21 protein-coding genes are annotated in these 17,667 nt (G+C 52.4%); 15 read left to right on the top strand and 6 right to left on the bottom strand.

What is annotated here, in order from left to right; all coding sequences use genetic code 11:
* The first annotated feature begins 86 nt into the window (after nt 1–86).
* The 13 genes from AAA857_RS02790 (at nt 87) to AAA857_RS02850 (ending at nt 12,173) form a co-directional block, all read left to right on the top strand.
* Nucleotides 87–3,206, top strand: a complete 3,120-nt coding sequence (locus tag AAA857_RS02790; RefSeq protein WP_338172885.1) for an MMPL family transporter — start codon at nt 87–89, stop codon at nt 3,204–3,206.
* Nucleotides 3,207–3,289: 83 nt separating this feature from the next.
* The gene (locus AAA857_RS02795) at nt 3,290–5,038 is read left to right on the top strand and encodes a tRNA pseudouridine(54/55) synthase Pus10 (protein WP_338172887.1); all 1,749 of its coding nucleotides are present in this window, start codon (nt 3,290–3,292) and stop codon (nt 5,036–5,038) included.
* A 118-nt stretch (nt 5,039–5,156) separates the two neighbouring features.
* Complete coding sequence (locus AAA857_RS02800; RefSeq protein ID WP_338172890.1) at nt 5,157–5,447, top strand: 50S ribosomal protein L21e; 291 nt, start codon at nt 5,157–5,159, stop codon at nt 5,445–5,447.
* 9 nt (nt 5,448–5,456) lie between these two features.
* Nucleotides 5,457–5,822, top strand: coding sequence for a hypothetical protein (locus AAA857_RS02805; RefSeq protein WP_338172892.1), 366 nt, complete (start codon nt 5,457–5,459; stop codon nt 5,820–5,822).
* Between the two features lie 33 nt (nt 5,823–5,855).
* Nucleotides 5,856–6,686 (top strand): DUF655 domain-containing protein, encoded by an 831-nt coding sequence (locus AAA857_RS02810; protein WP_338172893.1) that lies wholly within the window; start codon nt 5,856–5,858, stop codon nt 6,684–6,686.
* A complete protein-coding gene (rsmA, locus tag AAA857_RS02815) occupies nt 6,683–7,558 on the top strand; it encodes a 16S rRNA (adenine(1518)-N(6)/adenine(1519)-N(6))-dimethyltransferase RsmA (RefSeq protein WP_338172896.1) in 876 nt (291 codons plus the stop codon). Before AAA857_RS02810 ends, rsmA begins: the two co-directional genes overlap by 4 nt.
* Before the next feature lie 89 nt (nt 7,559–7,647).
* Nucleotides 7,648–8,736, top strand: coding sequence for a hypothetical protein (locus AAA857_RS02820; protein WP_338172899.1), 1,089 nt, complete (start codon nt 7,648–7,650; stop codon nt 8,734–8,736).
* A 9-nt stretch (nt 8,737–8,745) separates the two neighbouring features.
* A complete protein-coding gene (locus tag AAA857_RS02825) occupies nt 8,746–9,096 on the top strand; it encodes a 2Fe-2S iron-sulfur cluster-binding protein (protein WP_338172901.1) in 351 nt (116 codons plus the stop codon).
* Between the two features lie 9 nt (nt 9,097–9,105).
* Nucleotides 9,106–9,297: a hypothetical protein gene (locus AAA857_RS02830; protein WP_338172904.1), complete on the top strand. Its 192-nt coding sequence runs from the start codon at nt 9,106–9,108 to the stop codon at nt 9,295–9,297.
* 33 nt (nt 9,298–9,330) lie between these two features.
* The gene (locus tag AAA857_RS02835; protein ID WP_338172907.1) at nt 9,331–10,329 is read left to right on the top strand and encodes a magnesium transporter CorA family protein; all 999 of its coding nucleotides are present in this window, start codon (nt 9,331–9,333) and stop codon (nt 10,327–10,329) included.
* A gap of 54 nt (nt 10,330–10,383) precedes the next feature.
* Nucleotides 10,384–11,646, top strand: coding sequence for an exodeoxyribonuclease VII large subunit (xseA, locus tag AAA857_RS02840; protein WP_338172910.1), 1,263 nt, complete (start codon nt 10,384–10,386; stop codon nt 11,644–11,646).
* The gene (gene xseB, locus AAA857_RS02845) at nt 11,643–11,864 is read left to right on the top strand and encodes an exodeoxyribonuclease VII small subunit (RefSeq protein WP_338172912.1); all 222 of its coding nucleotides are present in this window, start codon (nt 11,643–11,645) and stop codon (nt 11,862–11,864) included. The genes xseA and xseB overlap by 4 nt, the downstream gene beginning before the upstream one ends.
* A gap of 9 nt (nt 11,865–11,873) precedes the next feature.
* Nucleotides 11,874–12,173, top strand: coding sequence for an iron-sulfur cluster assembly protein (locus AAA857_RS02850; protein WP_338172914.1), 300 nt, complete (start codon nt 11,874–11,876; stop codon nt 12,171–12,173).
* On the opposite strand, the gene AAA857_RS02855 is transcribed toward AAA857_RS02850, so the two are convergent.
* From AAA857_RS02855 to AAA857_RS02875, 5 genes are read right to left on the bottom strand one after another with little or no spacing between them, the layout of a single operon-like run.
* Nucleotides 12,163–13,017, bottom strand: coding sequence for a hypothetical protein (locus AAA857_RS02855; RefSeq protein WP_338172917.1), 855 nt, complete (start codon nt 13,015–13,017; stop codon nt 12,163–12,165). The genes AAA857_RS02850 and AAA857_RS02855 overlap by 11 nt on opposite strands.
* Nucleotides 13,007–13,342, bottom strand: coding sequence for a hypothetical protein (locus AAA857_RS02860; protein WP_338172920.1), 336 nt, complete (start codon nt 13,340–13,342; stop codon nt 13,007–13,009). Before AAA857_RS02860 ends, AAA857_RS02855 begins: the two co-directional genes overlap by 11 nt.
* A gap of 30 nt (nt 13,343–13,372) precedes the next feature.
* Nucleotides 13,373–14,170, bottom strand: a complete 798-nt coding sequence (locus AAA857_RS02865; RefSeq protein ID WP_338172922.1) for a hypothetical protein — start codon at nt 14,168–14,170, stop codon at nt 13,373–13,375.
* Nucleotides 14,171–14,222: 52 nt separating this feature from the next.
* Nucleotides 14,223–14,486, bottom strand: a complete 264-nt coding sequence (locus tag AAA857_RS02870; RefSeq protein WP_338172925.1) for a hypothetical protein — start codon at nt 14,484–14,486, stop codon at nt 14,223–14,225.
* A gap of 2 nt (nt 14,487–14,488) precedes the next feature.
* Nucleotides 14,489–15,763, bottom strand: a complete 1,275-nt coding sequence (locus AAA857_RS02875) for a M24 family metallopeptidase (RefSeq protein ID WP_338172927.1) — start codon at nt 15,761–15,763, stop codon at nt 14,489–14,491.
* Nucleotides 15,764–15,861: 98 nt separating this feature from the next.
* Here AAA857_RS02875 and AAA857_RS02880 point away from each other — a divergent pair, with 98 nt between their 5' ends.
* Nucleotides 15,862–16,080, top strand: a complete 219-nt coding sequence (locus AAA857_RS02880; RefSeq protein WP_338172929.1) for a hypothetical protein — start codon at nt 15,862–15,864, stop codon at nt 16,078–16,080.
* On the opposite strand, the gene AAA857_RS02885 is transcribed toward AAA857_RS02880, so the two are convergent.
* A complete protein-coding gene (locus AAA857_RS02885) occupies nt 16,070–17,026 on the bottom strand; it encodes a DNA methyltransferase (RefSeq protein ID WP_338172932.1) in 957 nt (318 codons plus the stop codon). The two genes, AAA857_RS02880 and AAA857_RS02885, sit on opposite strands and share 11 nt — an antisense overlap.
* A 162-nt stretch (nt 17,027–17,188) precedes the next feature.
* Here AAA857_RS02885 and AAA857_RS02890 point away from each other — a divergent pair, with 162 nt between their 5' ends.
* Complete coding sequence (locus AAA857_RS02890) at nt 17,189–17,542, top strand: nuclear transport factor 2 family protein (protein ID WP_338172934.1); 354 nt, start codon at nt 17,189–17,191, stop codon at nt 17,540–17,542.
* The last annotated feature ends 125 nt before the right edge of the window (nt 17,543–17,667 follow it).

A 17,667-nucleotide genomic window follows, 5' to 3' on the forward strand; every position in this document is an offset into this window, starting at 1 on the left:
TGAACTCTGTGCAGGATGAGTCTATTTAATGAAAGGAAAGTTTGAAAAAACATCACTTCAAAAGGTGAAGCCTCCGAGTTTCGTCCATGGAACGACGATATGATCGACTGGCAGCATGGTTGCTGCATCGTCGGAAAAGCGTCCACATCGCCATATTTTTACTCACCCTGCTCATGATTCCCGGAGCGATGACGGCCCTGCAACCCATCGACATGGAATCGTATGAAATGGAATCACCCGAACTTACCGCCCAAACCGTAATTGACGATGAATTTCCTAATTCTGAGATCATTTTGGGGTTCCTTGTTTCTGCACGCGATCCCACCCAAGTTCCGCCCATTGAATCGTGGCAGCCGGTACCAAGGATGGAAGACGGGGCTCCCGACTACGCTTCGCTCGTCCCTCCAACCGAAATGCTCGCTGCGGGAGAGCCATGGGGTGGTATTGATGCGCCAACTGGAGGCATCCTCAATCTCACGTTGCTCCAAGAAATTGATAGCAAAGTTGACCTCGTGAATCAACACGCTCTGGCGCCTGCTCTCAAGCCCCTTGTCAACGACGTTACGGGCCACCAAGCCCCAGGAGCAATTTCACTTTCGGACCATTTTCGTGGATTCATGAACGGCACCTCTATCCTCACCCAACCCGGACTCACAGCCTTAGGGGTCGTGACCGAACCACCTGCAAACTGGACGGACTGTTTTCCACTCGATTGCCTTGAGTTTGACGATGAAAACGTGACTCAGGCTCACATCGACATGGCCGCACACCGAATGGCAGAAGCATCGGACAACAACTTCCTGCGCTGGCTCTCGCTTGACCGCGGGTTCAAAGCCGATTACACCGCCTTCCAAGAGGGGCCTATCTCGGGCGTTTTGACGGGCAATGGGACGTGGGAAAATGCACTTTGGGGCAAGGGTCGATGGACAGCGTCATCAACGTGGCTCTTGGTACAACTTGACCGAACCAAACTTGAGGCCATGGGTTGGGAAGTCGTATGGAAAGAGGCACACCAAGAGAAAAAGGTCCAATTCACCGATGAAGGCTTCCGCGTGGGTGGCTACCGCCTCGCGGACGGACAACTCGTCCTTCATCCACCGCAATATACAGAAGCCAAATGTGCTGAATTGCAAAACGAAGGAGCCGGATGTTCAACCGAATGGTCTTTCATGGACCTTGAAGGACATCTACGCAGTCATGACCGAGCAACGGTAACGTTGCTTCTCGGGCAAGGCGTCAACGTCGAAGTCAATCGGGAGTTGCAGTCAAGTGCTGGCCTCATCGTCCTCATGGGTTTCGCCATCGTTGCTCTGCTGTACGTTAGTTTACGACGATGGTCGGATGTTGCGATCGTCATGGTTGCGCTGGGGGCAGCGCTGCTTTGGATGCAAGGACTCATCGGGCACTTTGCTACAGCGACAGGCTGGTTTGGCCTGAGTCTTATCGCACGGTCACAATTCTCGAATTTGTTACCGATTCTCGTCTTGGCTTTGGGCATTGACGATGCCTTGCATGCTCTGCATCGCTACAAGGAAGAACGGGCTGCTGGGAAATCTTCCGAAGAAGCCGGAAACATCACGCTCTCAAGAGTGGGGCGAGCCATCACCCTCACTTCCATCACAACGATGGCGGCCTTTGCAGCCAACCTGTTCAGCGACATCGCAGCACTCCGTTCGTTTGGAATTGAAGCGGCGTTGGGAATCTTCGCTGCCTTTGTGTTGACTGGGATGTGGTCGCCAATCATCCGCGTGAGCGTTGACGACTGGTTGGCAAAGCGAGCCGTGAAGAGCGATGAAAAGGAAATAAAATCGTTGGTGAATCCCGACTGGCTGCGAAGGGTCACTCACGGTTCAGGACAACGGAAGACGGCTCTTCTCATCACTTCAGTGGCTCTATTGCTCACCATCCCAGCTGCCTACGGGATGGCCCAACTCGAAGGGGATTTTGCGGTTGAGGACTTCCTCGACGAACGGTCGGATTTCGCCATTGGAGTTGACCAGATTAGCAAGCGTTTTGCCGATGAAGGTGAACCTGCAAACCTCCTCATCATGGGCGATGTTCTCGACCCCGATGTCTTTGCTGCCATTGACGTATTCCGTCAGGAAATGGATGCTCTTCCAGAAGGCGTCCCAAACAAGATCACCAGGCAACCCGACGGAACCATTGACATCCTCGCTCTTGACGAGATGGTCTTTGCTGCTCAAGGCAGTTTGGTCTTGAACAGTACGCCCTTTGAAGCCGCTGGATGGGAACCGGATACCGAAGGCCACGGGATGAACTGTTCTCTTGCAGGAAATGGCCCACTGGTGGACACAACCGACCGAGATTGCCTCGCATTCTTCTACGGATTCCTCTCCATTTACGGCGTTCCTGGCGTGGGGCCAATCCCTGACATCCCTCCAAGTATCGTTCAACTGTACATCATGCCTGTCACCCAACTGAACAGCAGCCAACCTTGGTTGGACGTCAACGATGAACCCGCCCGCTACGACATGATGCAAATTCGATTCGGTATGACCTCGCCTGAGGACTTCCCTGGAATGAGAGGCGGAGTTGCTGAGGTTTGGAGGGACCTTGAGGTCTTTACCAATCTCTCAAGTGGAACCTATGAAGAACGCGGTGAAACCGAAGAAGACAAACCTCTGACGTGGGTTATGCTCACCGGCAGACCCATTACGCGTTTCACAGCCTCGACCGCCATGCAGGATGAAATGCAATCGTCCCTCATTCTTGGCTCCGTCTTTGTGTTCGGATGCCTCACCGTTGGATTCCGTTCCCCAAAGCAGGCCGCTGTGACCTTTGTTCCGATTCTCTTGGTGGTGGTTTGGCTGTACGGTTTGATGTATGTTGCGGGTTCTTCTCTAAACATTGTCACCGTGACCATTGCTACCATCTCATTGGGAGTTGGCATTGACTACTGCATCCACGTCACAGAACGCTATCGCGAGGGAAGAGAAAACGGTGAATCGCACAACGATGCACTCGCCGCAGTCGGTGGGGCATGCGGATTGGCCTTGCTCGGCTCAGCAAGTTCAGACATCGCCGGCTTTGCCGTCATCGCTCTTTCTCCAATGGGTCTGTTCAGCAACTTCGGAATCTTTTCCGCTGCGATGATCGCCCTCTCCTTATTGGCCAGCCTGATCTTAACGACGGCTGCATTGGGACTCATCGCTCCATCAAAAAACAAATCCGATGAAGAAGAATGAGTTTCATCGGTGCCTTCATCAAGGGTTGAGCCTGCCGACTGTTTGCTGTCCTTGGGGTTGACCCCGGTAGAGTGGTGAGAATTATGACCGATAACGAAGGCACGCGGCCCGATGAGGACGACGAAGAAGATTGGATGAAATACGCGGATGCAGGATTTGGAGAAACCGACTATTCACTGTGGGACGATGAAGACGCAGCACCAGCACAGGATGATGTGAATCCCGAAGTTGGCGACCTTGCGTTTGACGACCAACTCGACTCCCATATGGAAGAAATTCCACGCGCCCCTTCGCCGGCCGGTCACAAGCACCTGGTGCGCCTTGGAACATGTGATGCGTGCCTCGGGCGCGTGGGTGGAAAAAAGCGATTTGGACAATCTCTTGAAGAATCGGGCGAGGAAGTCCGAGCTTCAGTTCTTGAGCGTGACAGCCATCTTTCATCCGCTCGTGAAGAGATACCGCTTTGTCCGTTTTGTGAAAATCTATTCGAGGAAGTGGATTTGCTCGCAGACATCATTTATGATGCGCTCAAACCCTATGAATTGAAGCGATTGCAACTCGGTGCACGTTTCCCCAAGGACCAAACCGAAGGCGAGGACGTGATGAGAAAGCAATACGGCGCTGGTGGTTCAGACCCGCTCAAGAGTTCCTTGGTTGCGCAAATTTGTCGCCGCCTCAATGAACGACTTGGAGGCATTGAATTGGTCAACGATAAGCCCGATGTATTGGCGCTTATCGATGTCCTCACGCTTACTGTAGATTTGGATATTCGTGCGGTCTATGTTTACGGGCGCTACAAGAAATTAGAACGTGGAATCCCGCAAACTCGCTGGCCTTGCCGCGCATGCAAAGGACGCGGATGCAAGCGCTGTGATGAAACTGGATTGCAGTACAAGCGAAGCGTTCAGGACTTGATTGGAAATCCCCTCCTTGAACTGTTTGAAGCCAACGAACATTCGTTTCACGGAATGGGGCGAGAAGACATTGACGTCCGTTGTATGGGGCGTGGCCGACCCTTCGTCATTGAATTCAAAAATCCACGGAAACGCTCCGTTGACCCTCAAGTGATGATGGATCGCATCAACAGTCTTGCAGAAGGCTCGGTTGAAATCACCTCCATGCGCCCTTCAACCCGCAGTGAAGTGGTTCGAATCAAGGATACACCAGCCGAGAAATCCTACACCATCAGATTTCGCGTGGAGCCCATGAACGAAGCAGAATATGAAGTGCTGACGGCTCCCGTGGATTTGACCAAAGAAGACGTCCAAACACGAAGTACGAAGAAGCGACGACGCCAACGAAGAGGGGACCGGAACAGCGACCGTACCAAACCTCTTGAAGCGGTCCTTGAAGTTCCTGCTGCTAGCCCGACTGAGGATGAATTAAAAGCGATGAAAAAGGATGAATTGGTTGCTCTTGCCGTCAAGCATGAACTCAAGAAAACCGGAAAGAAAGCGGAACTCGTTGAACGTATTCTCGCTGCTTTACCGCCTGCCCCGAAGACCTTTGATTTGCCCGATGACGAGACCATCATTCAGGTCATTGAGAATTTGAACGGAGTCAAACTGGCTCAAAGAACGCCGGAGCGTGTTGCCCATCGGCGTGCTGATTTGATCCGTCGGCGCACGGTTTACCAGGCTCACCCCCCTACCATTGAAATTGCCGAAGATGGCGTTCGTGAAGTGGAGGTCACGCTGCGATGTGAATCGGGAACTTACGTCAAGGAAACCGTACACGGCGATAGCGGACGGACCCAACCTTCCATTGCCTCTCTCATCAAAGCCAAGTGCAACGTCGTGTGGTTGGACGTGGGAGATATTCACGCAGACTGAACCAAACCCCATTCGTCGTGCAGAGATATTTCGTCGCGGTGCTTATATGGGGATGGTCGGTCGGCAAAATGCTCCGAAGATGCGCTTATGCTGATTCGGACGGAAGGAGGCGACCAATATGAAGCGATCCAAGGGACAACGCGTAGGAACTCGAAGCATCTTGCGACGACGAAAGAACGAGCGAAGCCGCTTGAACATTCGCCGCGTCATGCACCACTATGAAGAAGGCGACCGAGTTGCTATCGTTCTTGACGGTGGACAACAAGGCGGTATGCCTCATCGCCGTTTCAACGGCCGAACCGGATTCATCCAGAAGCGCCAAGGCGTCGCTTGGATTGTTGCTGTCAAGGACGGCAACATGCAAAAGACGGTCATTGCCCGTGCAGAACACCTACGTCCACTCGAGTGAGGAATTACCATGTCAGAAGAAGATACATTTCTCGATTTCGCAACCGTCCGGGACATGCTCCTGGACGCTCAAGGCCGCCGTGGACAACTCAGTTACGAGCAGAAAGCAGCACTCCAACATGCTGAATGGGCTGCAAGTGACATCCGCAACGGTTACCGAACTGAACCCGCTGTGTTTGAAGAACTGCGCAGTGCTCTCCTCAACGTTGAAACGCTCTCAAAGCACCCAAGCCTCGCTGCAAAGTTGGCCGAACTCATCCCACTTCACCCCGAAGATGTGCGAGCCGTTCTCGGCTCCAAGCGCATCGCCATCGATGACTCGGAAATTTCAGCGATTATCGATATTGTAAAGCAAGTCATTGGCTTTACCGAATGAAGCAAATTTTCCCATTAAGTAGAGGCGATACCTATGACTGACCCTCGGCGAAGACGCCACATTAACGCACCTTCTGCTCCAAAGAAGAAGGAAACAAGTCCTGATTCTTACAAGATGTCGCGCCCGGCTGAAGGACGCAAAGAAGTTCCTAAGCCGAAGCCAGAACCCAGCCGGTCTGAAGGTCGCCAACAACAAGGAAACCGCAGCGGTGGCCAGCGAACCGGACGAAACCAAGGGGGACGTCAAGGGGGCGACCGTCGTGGTGGACGCCAACAACAAGGCGGACGTCCACGCCCGGCAAAGCCTGAACGTCCCAAGGCACTCATCGGTGAAGACTGGGCACGAGTGATCGAACACGATACCAAGGAAGACGTCGTTACCGCAATGAGCGAAAAGACGCTTGGCTTCTGCCGACTCAAGGTCAAGTCTGGAGGAGAACTCCTGATTCCAAGTCAGCGCCTTTACATCGGCCTTGACGGTGCACAACGAAAGGAAGTTGTCAGCATCTTGGGAATGGCTCGCCGCGACCGAATGTCAAACATGGCCAAGATGGACATGCCCCTTGTCGTGCAAATGTTTGTTGAAGAGCATGCTTCGTACTTCGTAGATGAATTTTACAACAAGGCTGGCCCAATCTCACTCAAGGTCCATGGATTTGAGTTGCTTCCTGATGTCGGCAAGAAAAAGGCTGCACAGATGGTTGAGGCTCGCAACTCAGTAGGCGTATTTGCCTCGGTTGAAGAACTCAATACAGCCTGCAACATCGACGCTGCCGAACTCCTCGCCCGTCGGTTTGTGTCAGAGTTGGAAGACCCGGCAATGGCTCCCCGTCTAACGGAACTGCTCTTGCCGGTGGAAGCATGAGAGGCGCCCGTTGGCTGGTGGATTCGCTTCGCGGGAAGCAACCGTTCAACAAGGCGCTCGGTCAACACTTTCTCGTTCACGATGATGTTCTTGAACGCACGGTTGCTTGGGGTGAAGTCACCAAAGACGACCATGTGTTGGAAGTTGGCCCTGGTCCCGGTGTCCTGACAGAGGTTCTGTTGGAAACCGGATGCAAGGTCACTGCTATCGAACTTGACAGCGGGGCTTGTGAACACCTTCGTTCCGTATTCATTCCCGAACTTGAGAGCGGAGCATTGACCCTTGTTGAGGGAGATGCTTTGAAAGCTCGCTGGCCAAAGGACATCACCCGAATCGTCGCCAATATTCCGTACCAAATCTCATCTCCACTCATCGATGCACTCACCCGTCATCACCGTAATCCACACACCCACCCGTTGGAATCCGTAGTCATGCTGGTTCAGGAAGAATTCGCTGAACGAGTGGTGATGGAATACGAAAGCGATGTCGGTTCACTCGGAATGGTTGTCGCATTGGATTTTGAACCCGAAATGGGTGAACGCATCGGACCTCACGTATTTTCGCCCATGCCAAAGGTTCACTCTCGTTTGTTACGGATGAAACCTCACGATGAAGAATGGCCCTGTGACCGCCGGCTGCTTGTGATGATGATCCATGCTGGTTTTTCCCAGCGAAGAAAGAAATTAAAGGCCACGTTACGTTCTGCTCCAAAACGCATTTCTCGTATACCTGGATGGCATGCTGGTCGTTGGAAGAGTGCTTATGCATCCCTCCAAGATGACCCGCGACTTGACCAACGTCCGGAGACCTTTGATATCGATGACTGGGCTGAACTTGGTGCTGATTTTGAAGCCGGCGACCAAGAGGAATGAGACTTCAAAAGGGCTGGATTGAGTGAACACTTGCGGCAGAGGCTTTTCTTAGGAGTGTCTGCTCGCCTAGACTTGTCGGAGGGGATGTTATGGCAAAGAAGGACACATACTTAGCGCTATTACGCAGAGGTATTGACGATACAACTGCAAACCAACTTGCTGATGCAGGATTGAAAATTGGCGATTTGAAAAAGATCGACAAGGAAATGCTCGTTGAAAATTACGGGCTCAAGGAAGAAATCGCACGTGGTGTCATTGACATCATCACCGCTGGACCTCAATCTCACGGAAAAGAACGTTTTCTTTCCAAAGTTCTTGCTCCAGAAAAGAAGCAGGAATCTCGTATTGAGGAAATCAAATTCAAGCGAAAGCAGAAGGACGTCCTGACTGAACTTGCAGAGCAAAAAGAGCGTCTTAAGATCGCAAAGGTCGAAGCGTTCCGTGCTCAGAAACTCATCATGAACCGACTCGGTAAAACCGTTGAACTCATTGTCAAATTGGAGAACAACCTCAACGATGAAGGCAAGGACGATCAGAAGGTCAAGATTCGCGACCAATTGGAAACCCGAGGCCTTGAAGCCGCCCGTGACCACGAAATGCTGGAACTCGAAGGCACGCCTCAGGACATCGTGGATTTCCGACGCAATCACGTTCCTTCACTCATCTTCCACGCTTGCCCCGAATGCGGTGACGAATTGGACCCCCGACAAGCTCGAGACCCGGACCAACCCGAATCTTGGGCGTTCATATGCTGGGAATGTGAAACCAGTTTCACACCACAACTGACCCTGAATGTTGAATCGATCCTTGATGGCGAAAAGCGCATTAGCGTTGACCCCGACAAGGCACCTCGCAACCCCGTTCCGCCCAAGCCAGCAAGCATGGACTTCTCAACGGTGAACGATTTGATTCGTCGTGATTTGGAAGAAACCGGAGCAACCGCCGACCAAATGACTCGTGCGGTTGAAGAAAGCGTCGTAGCAGGTGGGCTCATGGACATCAACGACTGGATTGACCAAACCCTCGCAGCGAAGAATTACATCCAAGCGCAGGAAGACCGTGAAGACTTCATCCTACGAACCGGAGCCGGTGCTACAAAGTTCAACAAGTGGATGAAGAAGGCGGGATTGTTCTTCAACAAACAAACGGGTCGCTGGACGCGTGAAAAGGGACGATGAGGTATCTCCATGTCCGCTGGCACCACGAGCCTCCAACTGGACGATGACGGGGTAAAAATCGCTCCGTCAACAACACCTGTTATTCGTTTTCTAAAGGGAGCGGAATTGCTTGGCCAATGCCCAGTGAACCCCGGTGAAACCATTGTTGACCATGCAGAAGCATGCGGCATCTCACTTCCAACCAACTGCACGTCGGGAACCTGTGGAACCTGTATGGTCAGTTTGATTCTTGGTGAAGTTCCACTGCCCGAAATTCTACCGCCTGGTCTTGATGACTTCCTTGTTGGAGAGGGCGCTCGCTTGGGCTGTATTGGAAAGCCACGTGGCGATGTTGACATCGATATTCGTCCACCCTTGTGAGGGAGCAATATGTTTGACGGATGGGGGCCGACCGATTGGGCCATCGTCATTCTTGATGTCATTGCAATTGTGATCGTTGTCTTGTTTCTCAAAAAGAAAATTCAGAGTAAATTGAAGGAAGTTGAACTGCGTCAAGACTTTCACCTGCAACAAAAAAAATCCGCCCGCAGGGATAAGAAATCGCCCCCATCCCGCGACTGAAACCATTAGGTGAGAGAAACGCGAGGGTCGTTCATGGCCGAACTCCGTTTGTACACGACCGAGTCGGGCCGAATGGCTACCGACTCCTTTACCCTCAAAGGGCTTTTAGAAACCGTTCAGGGACAAGGGATGGCCTGGTTGGACATCGATCAACCCGACGAAGAAGTCAAAGATTTTTTGTCATCGGTTATGAAATTTGATGAATTGGCTGTAGACGACGTTTTTGGTCATGCGGACACAGCATCCCTACGGTTTGAAGACCACCGATTTATCGTCGTCACCGCACGGGATGGAGACCATCGTTTGGACACCGCTCCCGTGGCTGTATTCGTCAAAGATGACGTGCTCATCACCGTGCGCCACACTGAAATCCCTGCTTTAACCACCTTTGCACGCCGGTTCCTGACCAGTGACGAAGAAAACCGTGCGCTTGGAATTGACTACATGCTCTATGAGTTGTTGGATGCTATCGCTGACGATTGGTCTCCAATTTTTGGTCGGATTTCAAGCGACCTTGACCACCTTGAATTTCGAGTCTTTGACCCGTCTCAACGTTACGATGACCTTCTTGAAGGTCTTCACGACCTGAAACGGAAATTGCGTGAGGCCAACAAATCGGTTGAATCCCTTCACGCCGTTACCATGCGACTCCTCAAGCCCTCGGAACGACTCATCAGCGAAAATGTAGAGCGATACATCAACGACTTGCACCAACTGAGTATCGCCTTCATCAAGCGTGTTAACAATTATTCAAGCGGTGCTACTTCAACGCGGGACACCTATCTGAGCAACATTAGCCTCCAACTTTCAGAGTCAAATGCAAAACTCACAGAAGTGATGACGACGCTCACCATCGTCGGTGCAATCATGCTTCCACTCACGTTAATCGCTGGAATTTTCGGGATGAATAACGACGACTTGCCCATAGAGCGCGTTGGCGGGTTTTGGGGCATCATTACCATCATGCTCATGTTTGCTGCAGTCATGCTGACCTATTTTTGGCGTCGCGGTTGGCTCAACAACCTCCGTTGAACTTCGTCCCGAGTCAACCGATGCTTCAAGAACCCTTGACCTCAACATCTTGTTGTGTCATCAGGGCCGCATACCACAACCGGTCCGCTGCCCATTGGGCAATTTGTCAAACTCGTTCAGTCAACGGTCAAGCAAGACCCGTTATTCCAGCACCAAGCCCTGCGCGGAGAGGTTTCTCAATGGAACGTACACAACGGAAACATCTACTTCAAACTCCGCGATAATGACGGCCAATTGGACTGCGTCATATGGCGAAATGCGAGGCTTACCGTCGACCCCTCAATCAAAGAAGGAAGCGATGCAGTCGTCATTGGAAGTTTGGATTTGTGGCCCAAACGAGGGAACCTCCAGTTGGTTGTACAGAGAATAGAACCCGTGCGAACCCTTGGTGCTCTTGAAGAAGCAAAGCGGGCTTTGATTGAATCGCTCAAACAAGAAGGTGCGCTTGATCGCCCTCGAATACCACTTCCAGGCATGCCCAAACACGTGGCCATCGTTACGGGCGCTGGGTCAGCTGCGCTTTCCGACATGAAACGATTGATTTCCAACCGTTGGCCGGGTTTGAGAACAACGGTGATCGGCGTGTTGGTTCAAGGCGACCGAGCCGTCAATGAAATCGTCCGTGGACTTGCGGTGACCCGTGCGTTGAGCCGTGCTGAGGTGGCCGACCGTCTCGGTTTACCGCCCGTTGATGCGGTCATCGTTGGACGAGGTGGTGGCTCGGTTGAGGATTTGTGGGCGTTCAATCTTGAACCGGTTGCCCGTGCGATTCTCGCCAGCCCCGTACCCATCATTTCCGCAGTGGGTCACGAGCAAGATGTTCTCGTATCGGATTTGGTAGCCGATGCTCGTGCCTCTACCCCATCAAATGCTGTTGAGATCTTGGTTCCTGACCGCCACAGTGTCATGATGATGCTTGCCGATGTTGATCTCCGAATTGGCGAAGCCGTGAAGCGAAGATTCGGCGAACTGCGTCAACGTTTGATGTTGCTCACCACGCAACTCAAACATGCTCCTGGCAAAGGTGTTTTCCGGGCCAAGGAACAACTTGCTGGTCTTGCGAACCGAATGAACAGGAGCGCAGAACATTCAATTTCAATGCAACAACAACGCTTGGCCCGTCTTGAGGCAACGCTTGCTGCAGCACACCCTCACCGCGTATTGGAACGCGGATACACCATGGTTCAGAACGCCGATGGTGAAGTCCTCACAACCTTAGCGAGCCTTCAACAAGGGCAAACCGTCAACCTTCAGTTCGCCGACGGTCGTGCCGCAGCCGATGTTCACACCATTGAACCCAAGGAGGAAGACAAATGACCGATGAAAAAATAACCTACGATGAAGCAGTACTGCGCCTGGAATCCATAGTTGCTCAACTTGAGCGCGGTGGAAAAAACCTCGATGAAACCCTCGCCATGTTTGAGGAAGGAACCGAACTTCTACGCCAATGCCAGACCGAACTCGCTGAAGCTGAGGGCCGGTTAGCAGAACTGCGACTGGATGAAGCAGAAACCACGGTTGCCGAAGATGCGTGAGGAATTCTTGTGGCCGGGAGAAAACATGCTGCGCTCCAACGACGGGTGGCTCGCGTTCTGTCCACATGGAAGGACCCCCACAACGACCGACCTTACCCCGAACTTGACATCATTCAACACATCAACATCGCCGAAGACGGTGAGATCAACCTCTCCGTCAAACCCTCACGGCCTCACTGCCCCTGTTGCCTGCTTGACCTCGACGCCCTACGCAAGCGTCTTTGTGAAGTCAAAGGCGTCAGTTTTGTTCATGCAGAAGTTGTCGGAATCCCCGGTGCACCGCGTTGGACCCGCAGCATCAATCGCTGATGGCGGCTCGTTCGTGGACCTTTCTGAGGGCCAAGAACGCAGGAATGGACCATCCCAACACAGAGCCAAACCAAGCGACCAGTGTTCCTAAAACCACTCCATATGCAGGCAGTGACCACATGGCGAGATTCGCATAAATAGCAACACTGACACCACCCAACATCATCGGTCCGGCCGCACCCTGCGGAACAGTTGGCCCTTGTGCGATCCATAAGGCGACCATACTGGTGAGGAAAATGGCAGGGAAAACACTGGCTAAACCAGCCAGCAAGGGGAAGCCCAAACCAGCCAGCCAAACCGCGATGCCAATGGCGACTGCCGCCATCGTACCTCGAGAGACCAGCACCGTTTTGGAAACTGCTTCGCTTCCCTTGGGTGTTGGCTGAGGTCGCCAGTTGAAGGCTGCGGCGATGATCACCAAAAGGATCAGTCCGACTGCAGCAAATTCCTGTTCCGAAAGGAGTATGCCGACGACCGTGTTTTGGAGGAGAAACCACACGCCTATGCCCATAACACACCAAAAGGCAAGGGCGCATATGGAGGTCAAAAGAAGCGGATGGGAGGCGTTAGAAAACCAACGTGGGAGCACCAGCCACGCCCCCAAAAACAGCGCGTTGAGCAACATTCCAAGAGGCACCACCATCATGCTACTGACGATTTCGTCTTCGCCACCGGCGAGGTACATCCCAATACCTGCAGGAACAATGGTAGAAGGAACCGTGCCGAGGAAACCGCCAACAAGGCCGCCCCATTTCTCAATAGCAACGGTGACCGCTGTTGCAACCAGGCCGGCCAGTAGTGCCGAAAGAAGAATGGAAGATGCAAGCATTAAATCAACCCTCATTCTCAATGCACGTCATCAATCGTTCAACTGTGCCACCTGGCCATTGGTCAACCGGTGTACCGTACTGGAACAGTACGTTGAATGGAATGAATGAGATGTGTTCGGTCCACTGGTGATCCCTGCAAAATTGCTGCCCGACCTTTGAATCAAGGTCCAAATGAACAACGTTGAGGAGCGCTTCGATTTTGGATTCCGGAACCCACTGGGTCAACACCTCCCTCCATGCTTTGCAGTCGTCGCAAGAATCGCGACCAATCACGACCAAGAGAAGGGGTTGAGCCGCCAAATCGCTGTAACCGGCTTCTGTAAGTTCATTTTGTTCCATGAGACCACCCGTTTGGCACCCTTACAAGAGTCAAGCGAAGGGGTCGATGTGGACAATGTCTTGAAGGTCAATCACTTTCCCATCGCGTTCTTGTGCCTGCGCGGCTGCTCGTGTGAGCATTGAGCGCATCCATCCCAGGGACATCATGCCTCGCATTTTGTTAATGGATTCAATGAAATGCACTGGATTGCTACCGAGTTGGGCGTGCTTCCTGATGTCTGCTTCCAGTTCTTCAAGCACCATGGTATAGGTGTCCAGGAGTTCTTCAAGAGCGTCTTTTGTAACGGTCATTTTCGCTATGCTGCGAGCCATTGAGAGCAAAGATGACGCCGTGACAATGCCTCCGCTTTGACTGGCGACGAAATCCATTGTTGCGGTTTCTTCTTCTTCCTCAAGCGTACCTTCAGAATCTTCGTCATCAAGGCCAAGTCCGGCTACCGCTTTCTCAAGGTGGCGAGGTTTTATGGTGGCAACTCGGTCTTTTGTAGCCGCATCCTCTGCATGACGGAGGAGTTTGGACAGATGATTTTCAACGTGTTCAATGCCAGCTTGAACGGCTGCTGAGCCTACGGAGTCGATGTTGTTGATTCGGTCGATCATCAATTCCCGAGTTCGGTTGTAATTCAATCGGCTGCGTTGAGGGTCGTCAAGCGTTTTTCGCTCTGGGTCTTGGTTCAGTGTTTCCTCTTCCATTTGTGGAACGACTCGGTCCAATTCCTCACACAGCAATTCAACCAGACGCTGTTTGACGGCTCCAGAAAGTCGCATCTCGGTATAATGAGAAGCAACTGCTGCAATGTGACTTGGCGAGTACGGCTTGGCTACCATGTACCGACTGGGACTCCAGCGAACCTTGAATGATGTGGTCGTCAGCGATGGCTCATTCAGTCAAGCCGTCGTTTCGCCCCATCACTTGGCTAAATTCCCAAGCATGAAGGCATTCATGGCCTCCAAGGAATCCACCAGCTTCACGAGATGGGCCGATGAATTCAGCCGCACACATTTGACAAAACACATTGACAATGAGTTCGTTGAAGTAGGTCCCGTTAGGGGTTTCTCGCTTGACAATCCGCTTACCCACGTCTTCATGCGTCCAACCCTCTGTCTTCTCGCATACATCGTCTTCTGCTTGTTCTTGTGTCATTCTTACCACTCCATCAACCAAGGCAGGCCGCCACCTGCAGTAATCGGGTTCATGCCGTCTTCGTCGCGAACCCACGTATCTTCTGAGCCAACGCTTCCTTCAGCGTAGACGACTTTTGGCTCAATCGCCATCGTTCCTCCGACCGGCAAGGGACGGTCAAAACCTGCTGCGACGACAGGCGATTCGTCCAATTGCAGGCCGATTGAATGCCCAAGAAAGCGACTTTGGTCTGGATTTGTACCCATCAAATGGTCGCTATAACCCAGTTCAACGGCCAAAGCATATCCATCCTCCCACGCATCGCTGCACGGTCGGCCTTGGTCAAGAACATCAACGACGGTTTCTTTCACCGCGACCATGTCTTCCAAACGTTGATTCCATTCCGGTGAAAGCGAACCCGCAACAAAGATTCGGGTGGCATCGACCATGTATCCGCGGTGTGCATGAACAAGGTCAACCAAAACCGGTTCGTTGGGTTTGACCTTGGTAAATCCAGAGCCCATCCCCGAAAGTGGGTGAGCGCCTGTCCCTCCGACTGCTGAATCAAAGAACGATGGAATGCCTCCAGCGCGCCCTGCGACGATGACACCACGGTCGCATTGGAGCGGATAACGACGCATCTGAACGTTGCCGCCAAACCCTTCGCTACGGCTGACGGCTTCAGCCGCTGCTACCATGTCGAGTTCAGTCATTCCTTCTCCTCCAACCGCATGGACTGCCTCAAACATTCTGAACTGGACGGCCGCTGCGGTTTCCATTTGTTCCAATTCCCATGCGGATTTGATTTCACGTTGGGCGTGAACGATTGTAGTGATGTCGGGGGCGTCGCCAAGCGATGATAGAGCCGCTGCAAAGCGAGCAGTGAACGTACCTGGGGCTTCTCCGAATTGAAGACCTGGAACGTCGGTAACGCCTCGCTGCTGCAATGTTTCTGCAAGCAGTGAAAGGCGAGGAAATGGAAGAACTTGGTGTGGGGCATCGTCGCCACCGGCCTCGTGCTGTGCTCGCTTCAGAGAACGACGGACGAAACTAACCGGGCCGTCGCCACCCGCTTGTATGCTGCCGCCAGCACCTGTTGCGGGAACGAAGAAGGAACTGTCTTGCCGCCCTCCGGTATAGTAGTACAAATCAACGGGGTGTTGAATGAGAGCACCAGCAATTCCCGCATCGCGGAGCATGTCTGCAAGGCCTGCTTGCCGGTGAGCAAGTTCGGAGACTGGGACGCGCCAATCCTCACCCTCGGGGCCAACCAAATCGTCGGTTGTCCAAGTCGTCATGCTTCGATGTGGACGGCGACCGTTCAAAACCCAATCGGAGCAATCAAGTAGGCAGAAGTTGTAAAAATACTGAAACACTGAGTATTCTTGAAACGAGTATGGCTGGAAAGTGGGCTGGCTTTCTCACGGCAGGAGGGTCGATTTTCATTCTTGCCTTTTTCCTTTTGGCGGCTACGGGATCATTGGAAGGTCATGATGGATATGAAACGGAGAGCGATGAAAACAATCCCGCAGTCAAAGGTCCTGAAGTTGAACCGGCCCCGGAGCCTTCACAACCGTCAGTACCTTGGGAAAATATTGAGCAACTCAATGAGTGATCTCGTCTAAAACGAACGGTTCTACCTCGTCCAAGCGTCGTTCTGCTGTTGAACAGTATTCCTCTGAAAGGTCAACACCGATGTAGTGCCGACCGTGTTGTTTCGCCGCAACGCATGTAGTTCCCGAGCCGTTAAAGGGGTCGAGGATCACGTCTCCGACAAAACTGTACAGTTCAATGCAACGCTTTGGCAGTTCAATCGGGAACGGCGCAGGGTGGTTGACTCGCGATGCTCGCTCGGTTGGAAACGACCAAATCGATTTGGTATGCTTGATGAAATCATCACGAGGTACGGTATCAACACGTCCATCTGCCCGCTCGCTCTTTGTTCGGGGAAGCTTGTAATTGCCTTTTGAAAAGACAAGAAGGTATTCGTGAACGTCCCTTAGGCATGGATTTGATGCCGATTGGAAGGAACCCCATGCACACGATGAGCCCGCACTTGCAGATTTATCCCAGATGATTTCGCCACGCATCAAAAATCCAATCTCGTGCATCATGATGTTGATGTGTGAGGACAGTGGGATGTACGGTTTGCGACCAAGGTTAGCGACGTTGATGACCATCCGTCCACCTGGAGTGAGCACCCGATAGCATTCGGCAAAGACATCGTGAAGAAGGCCGAGGTATTCTCTTAGGGAAAGGTCCTCATCGTATTCTTTGGAAGCATTGTAGGGTGGAGAAGTGACGACAAGATGGACGCAATTATCCGGAAGAGGGAGCGCTCTTGAATCGCCACAAATCAAGGAGTTGAGATGTTCCTCGGGGCACATCTGGCCGTCTCCTACTTCCCTAGAAGCAACCAAGCCTTCGTTGAGACGGCTGTTGTAATACAACGAAGCGTCGTGGCCTTCACGCTTGGAAACACCGAAGGACGAAGTTGCTGTACCGGCGCGACGACGAGCACCGTCCAACGACGATGATTCTTCGGCTGGTTTTTCGGCCATATCGGGCAGTGCTGTTGGTGGCTATATCACCTTTCGCGCCATTGAGCGGTTCGGGACGCGCGTCTTGGGACCCAATCGACGGGTCCGGAGAACAGAACCTCGTCGGTTGGAGCCGTTGTTCAGTATCGCTGTGTTTAAATCAAAAGCCACAGAGTCCCACCCATGTCAATCATAGAAGCATACAACGAAGCCTGGGACAATGCAGATGCGGACGCTCTTGCGAACATCATTCACGATGATTGTGTGTTCAACCCACACGTTGGTGGCTTCACCATGAGCAAATCCGATATTTTGGGCTTTGTATCAGGCAACAACACACCAACTTCAGAGCACAACCGTATCCTCTTTGAAAACGATGAAGTGGGCGTTGCCCATTCCATCGTTCACTTTGCTAACGATTCCGACTCGGAAGCAGTCCTTTCATTCATGCGCTTCAAAGACGGTCAAATCATCTCCATGGAAACTGGAGCTACGCCTCTTTCTGAAGATTACAAACTCATCGGCACCGATGAGTAAATGGTCGTGTGAGGCCAAAAGTTCGCCTGGTCATCAAGCCATCCGGCCCTTTCGCTTATGCGTCATTTGGCCTTCAAGTGACCTCGGCAACTCAAAAGACAGCGTCAAGGTTTTTACCACGATTC

Origin of the sequence: Candidatus Poseidonia alphae (assembly GCF_943787815.1) — an archaeon.
GTDB classification, from domain to species: domain Archaea; phylum Thermoplasmatota; class Poseidoniia; order Poseidoniales; family Poseidoniaceae; genus Poseidonia; species Poseidonia alphae.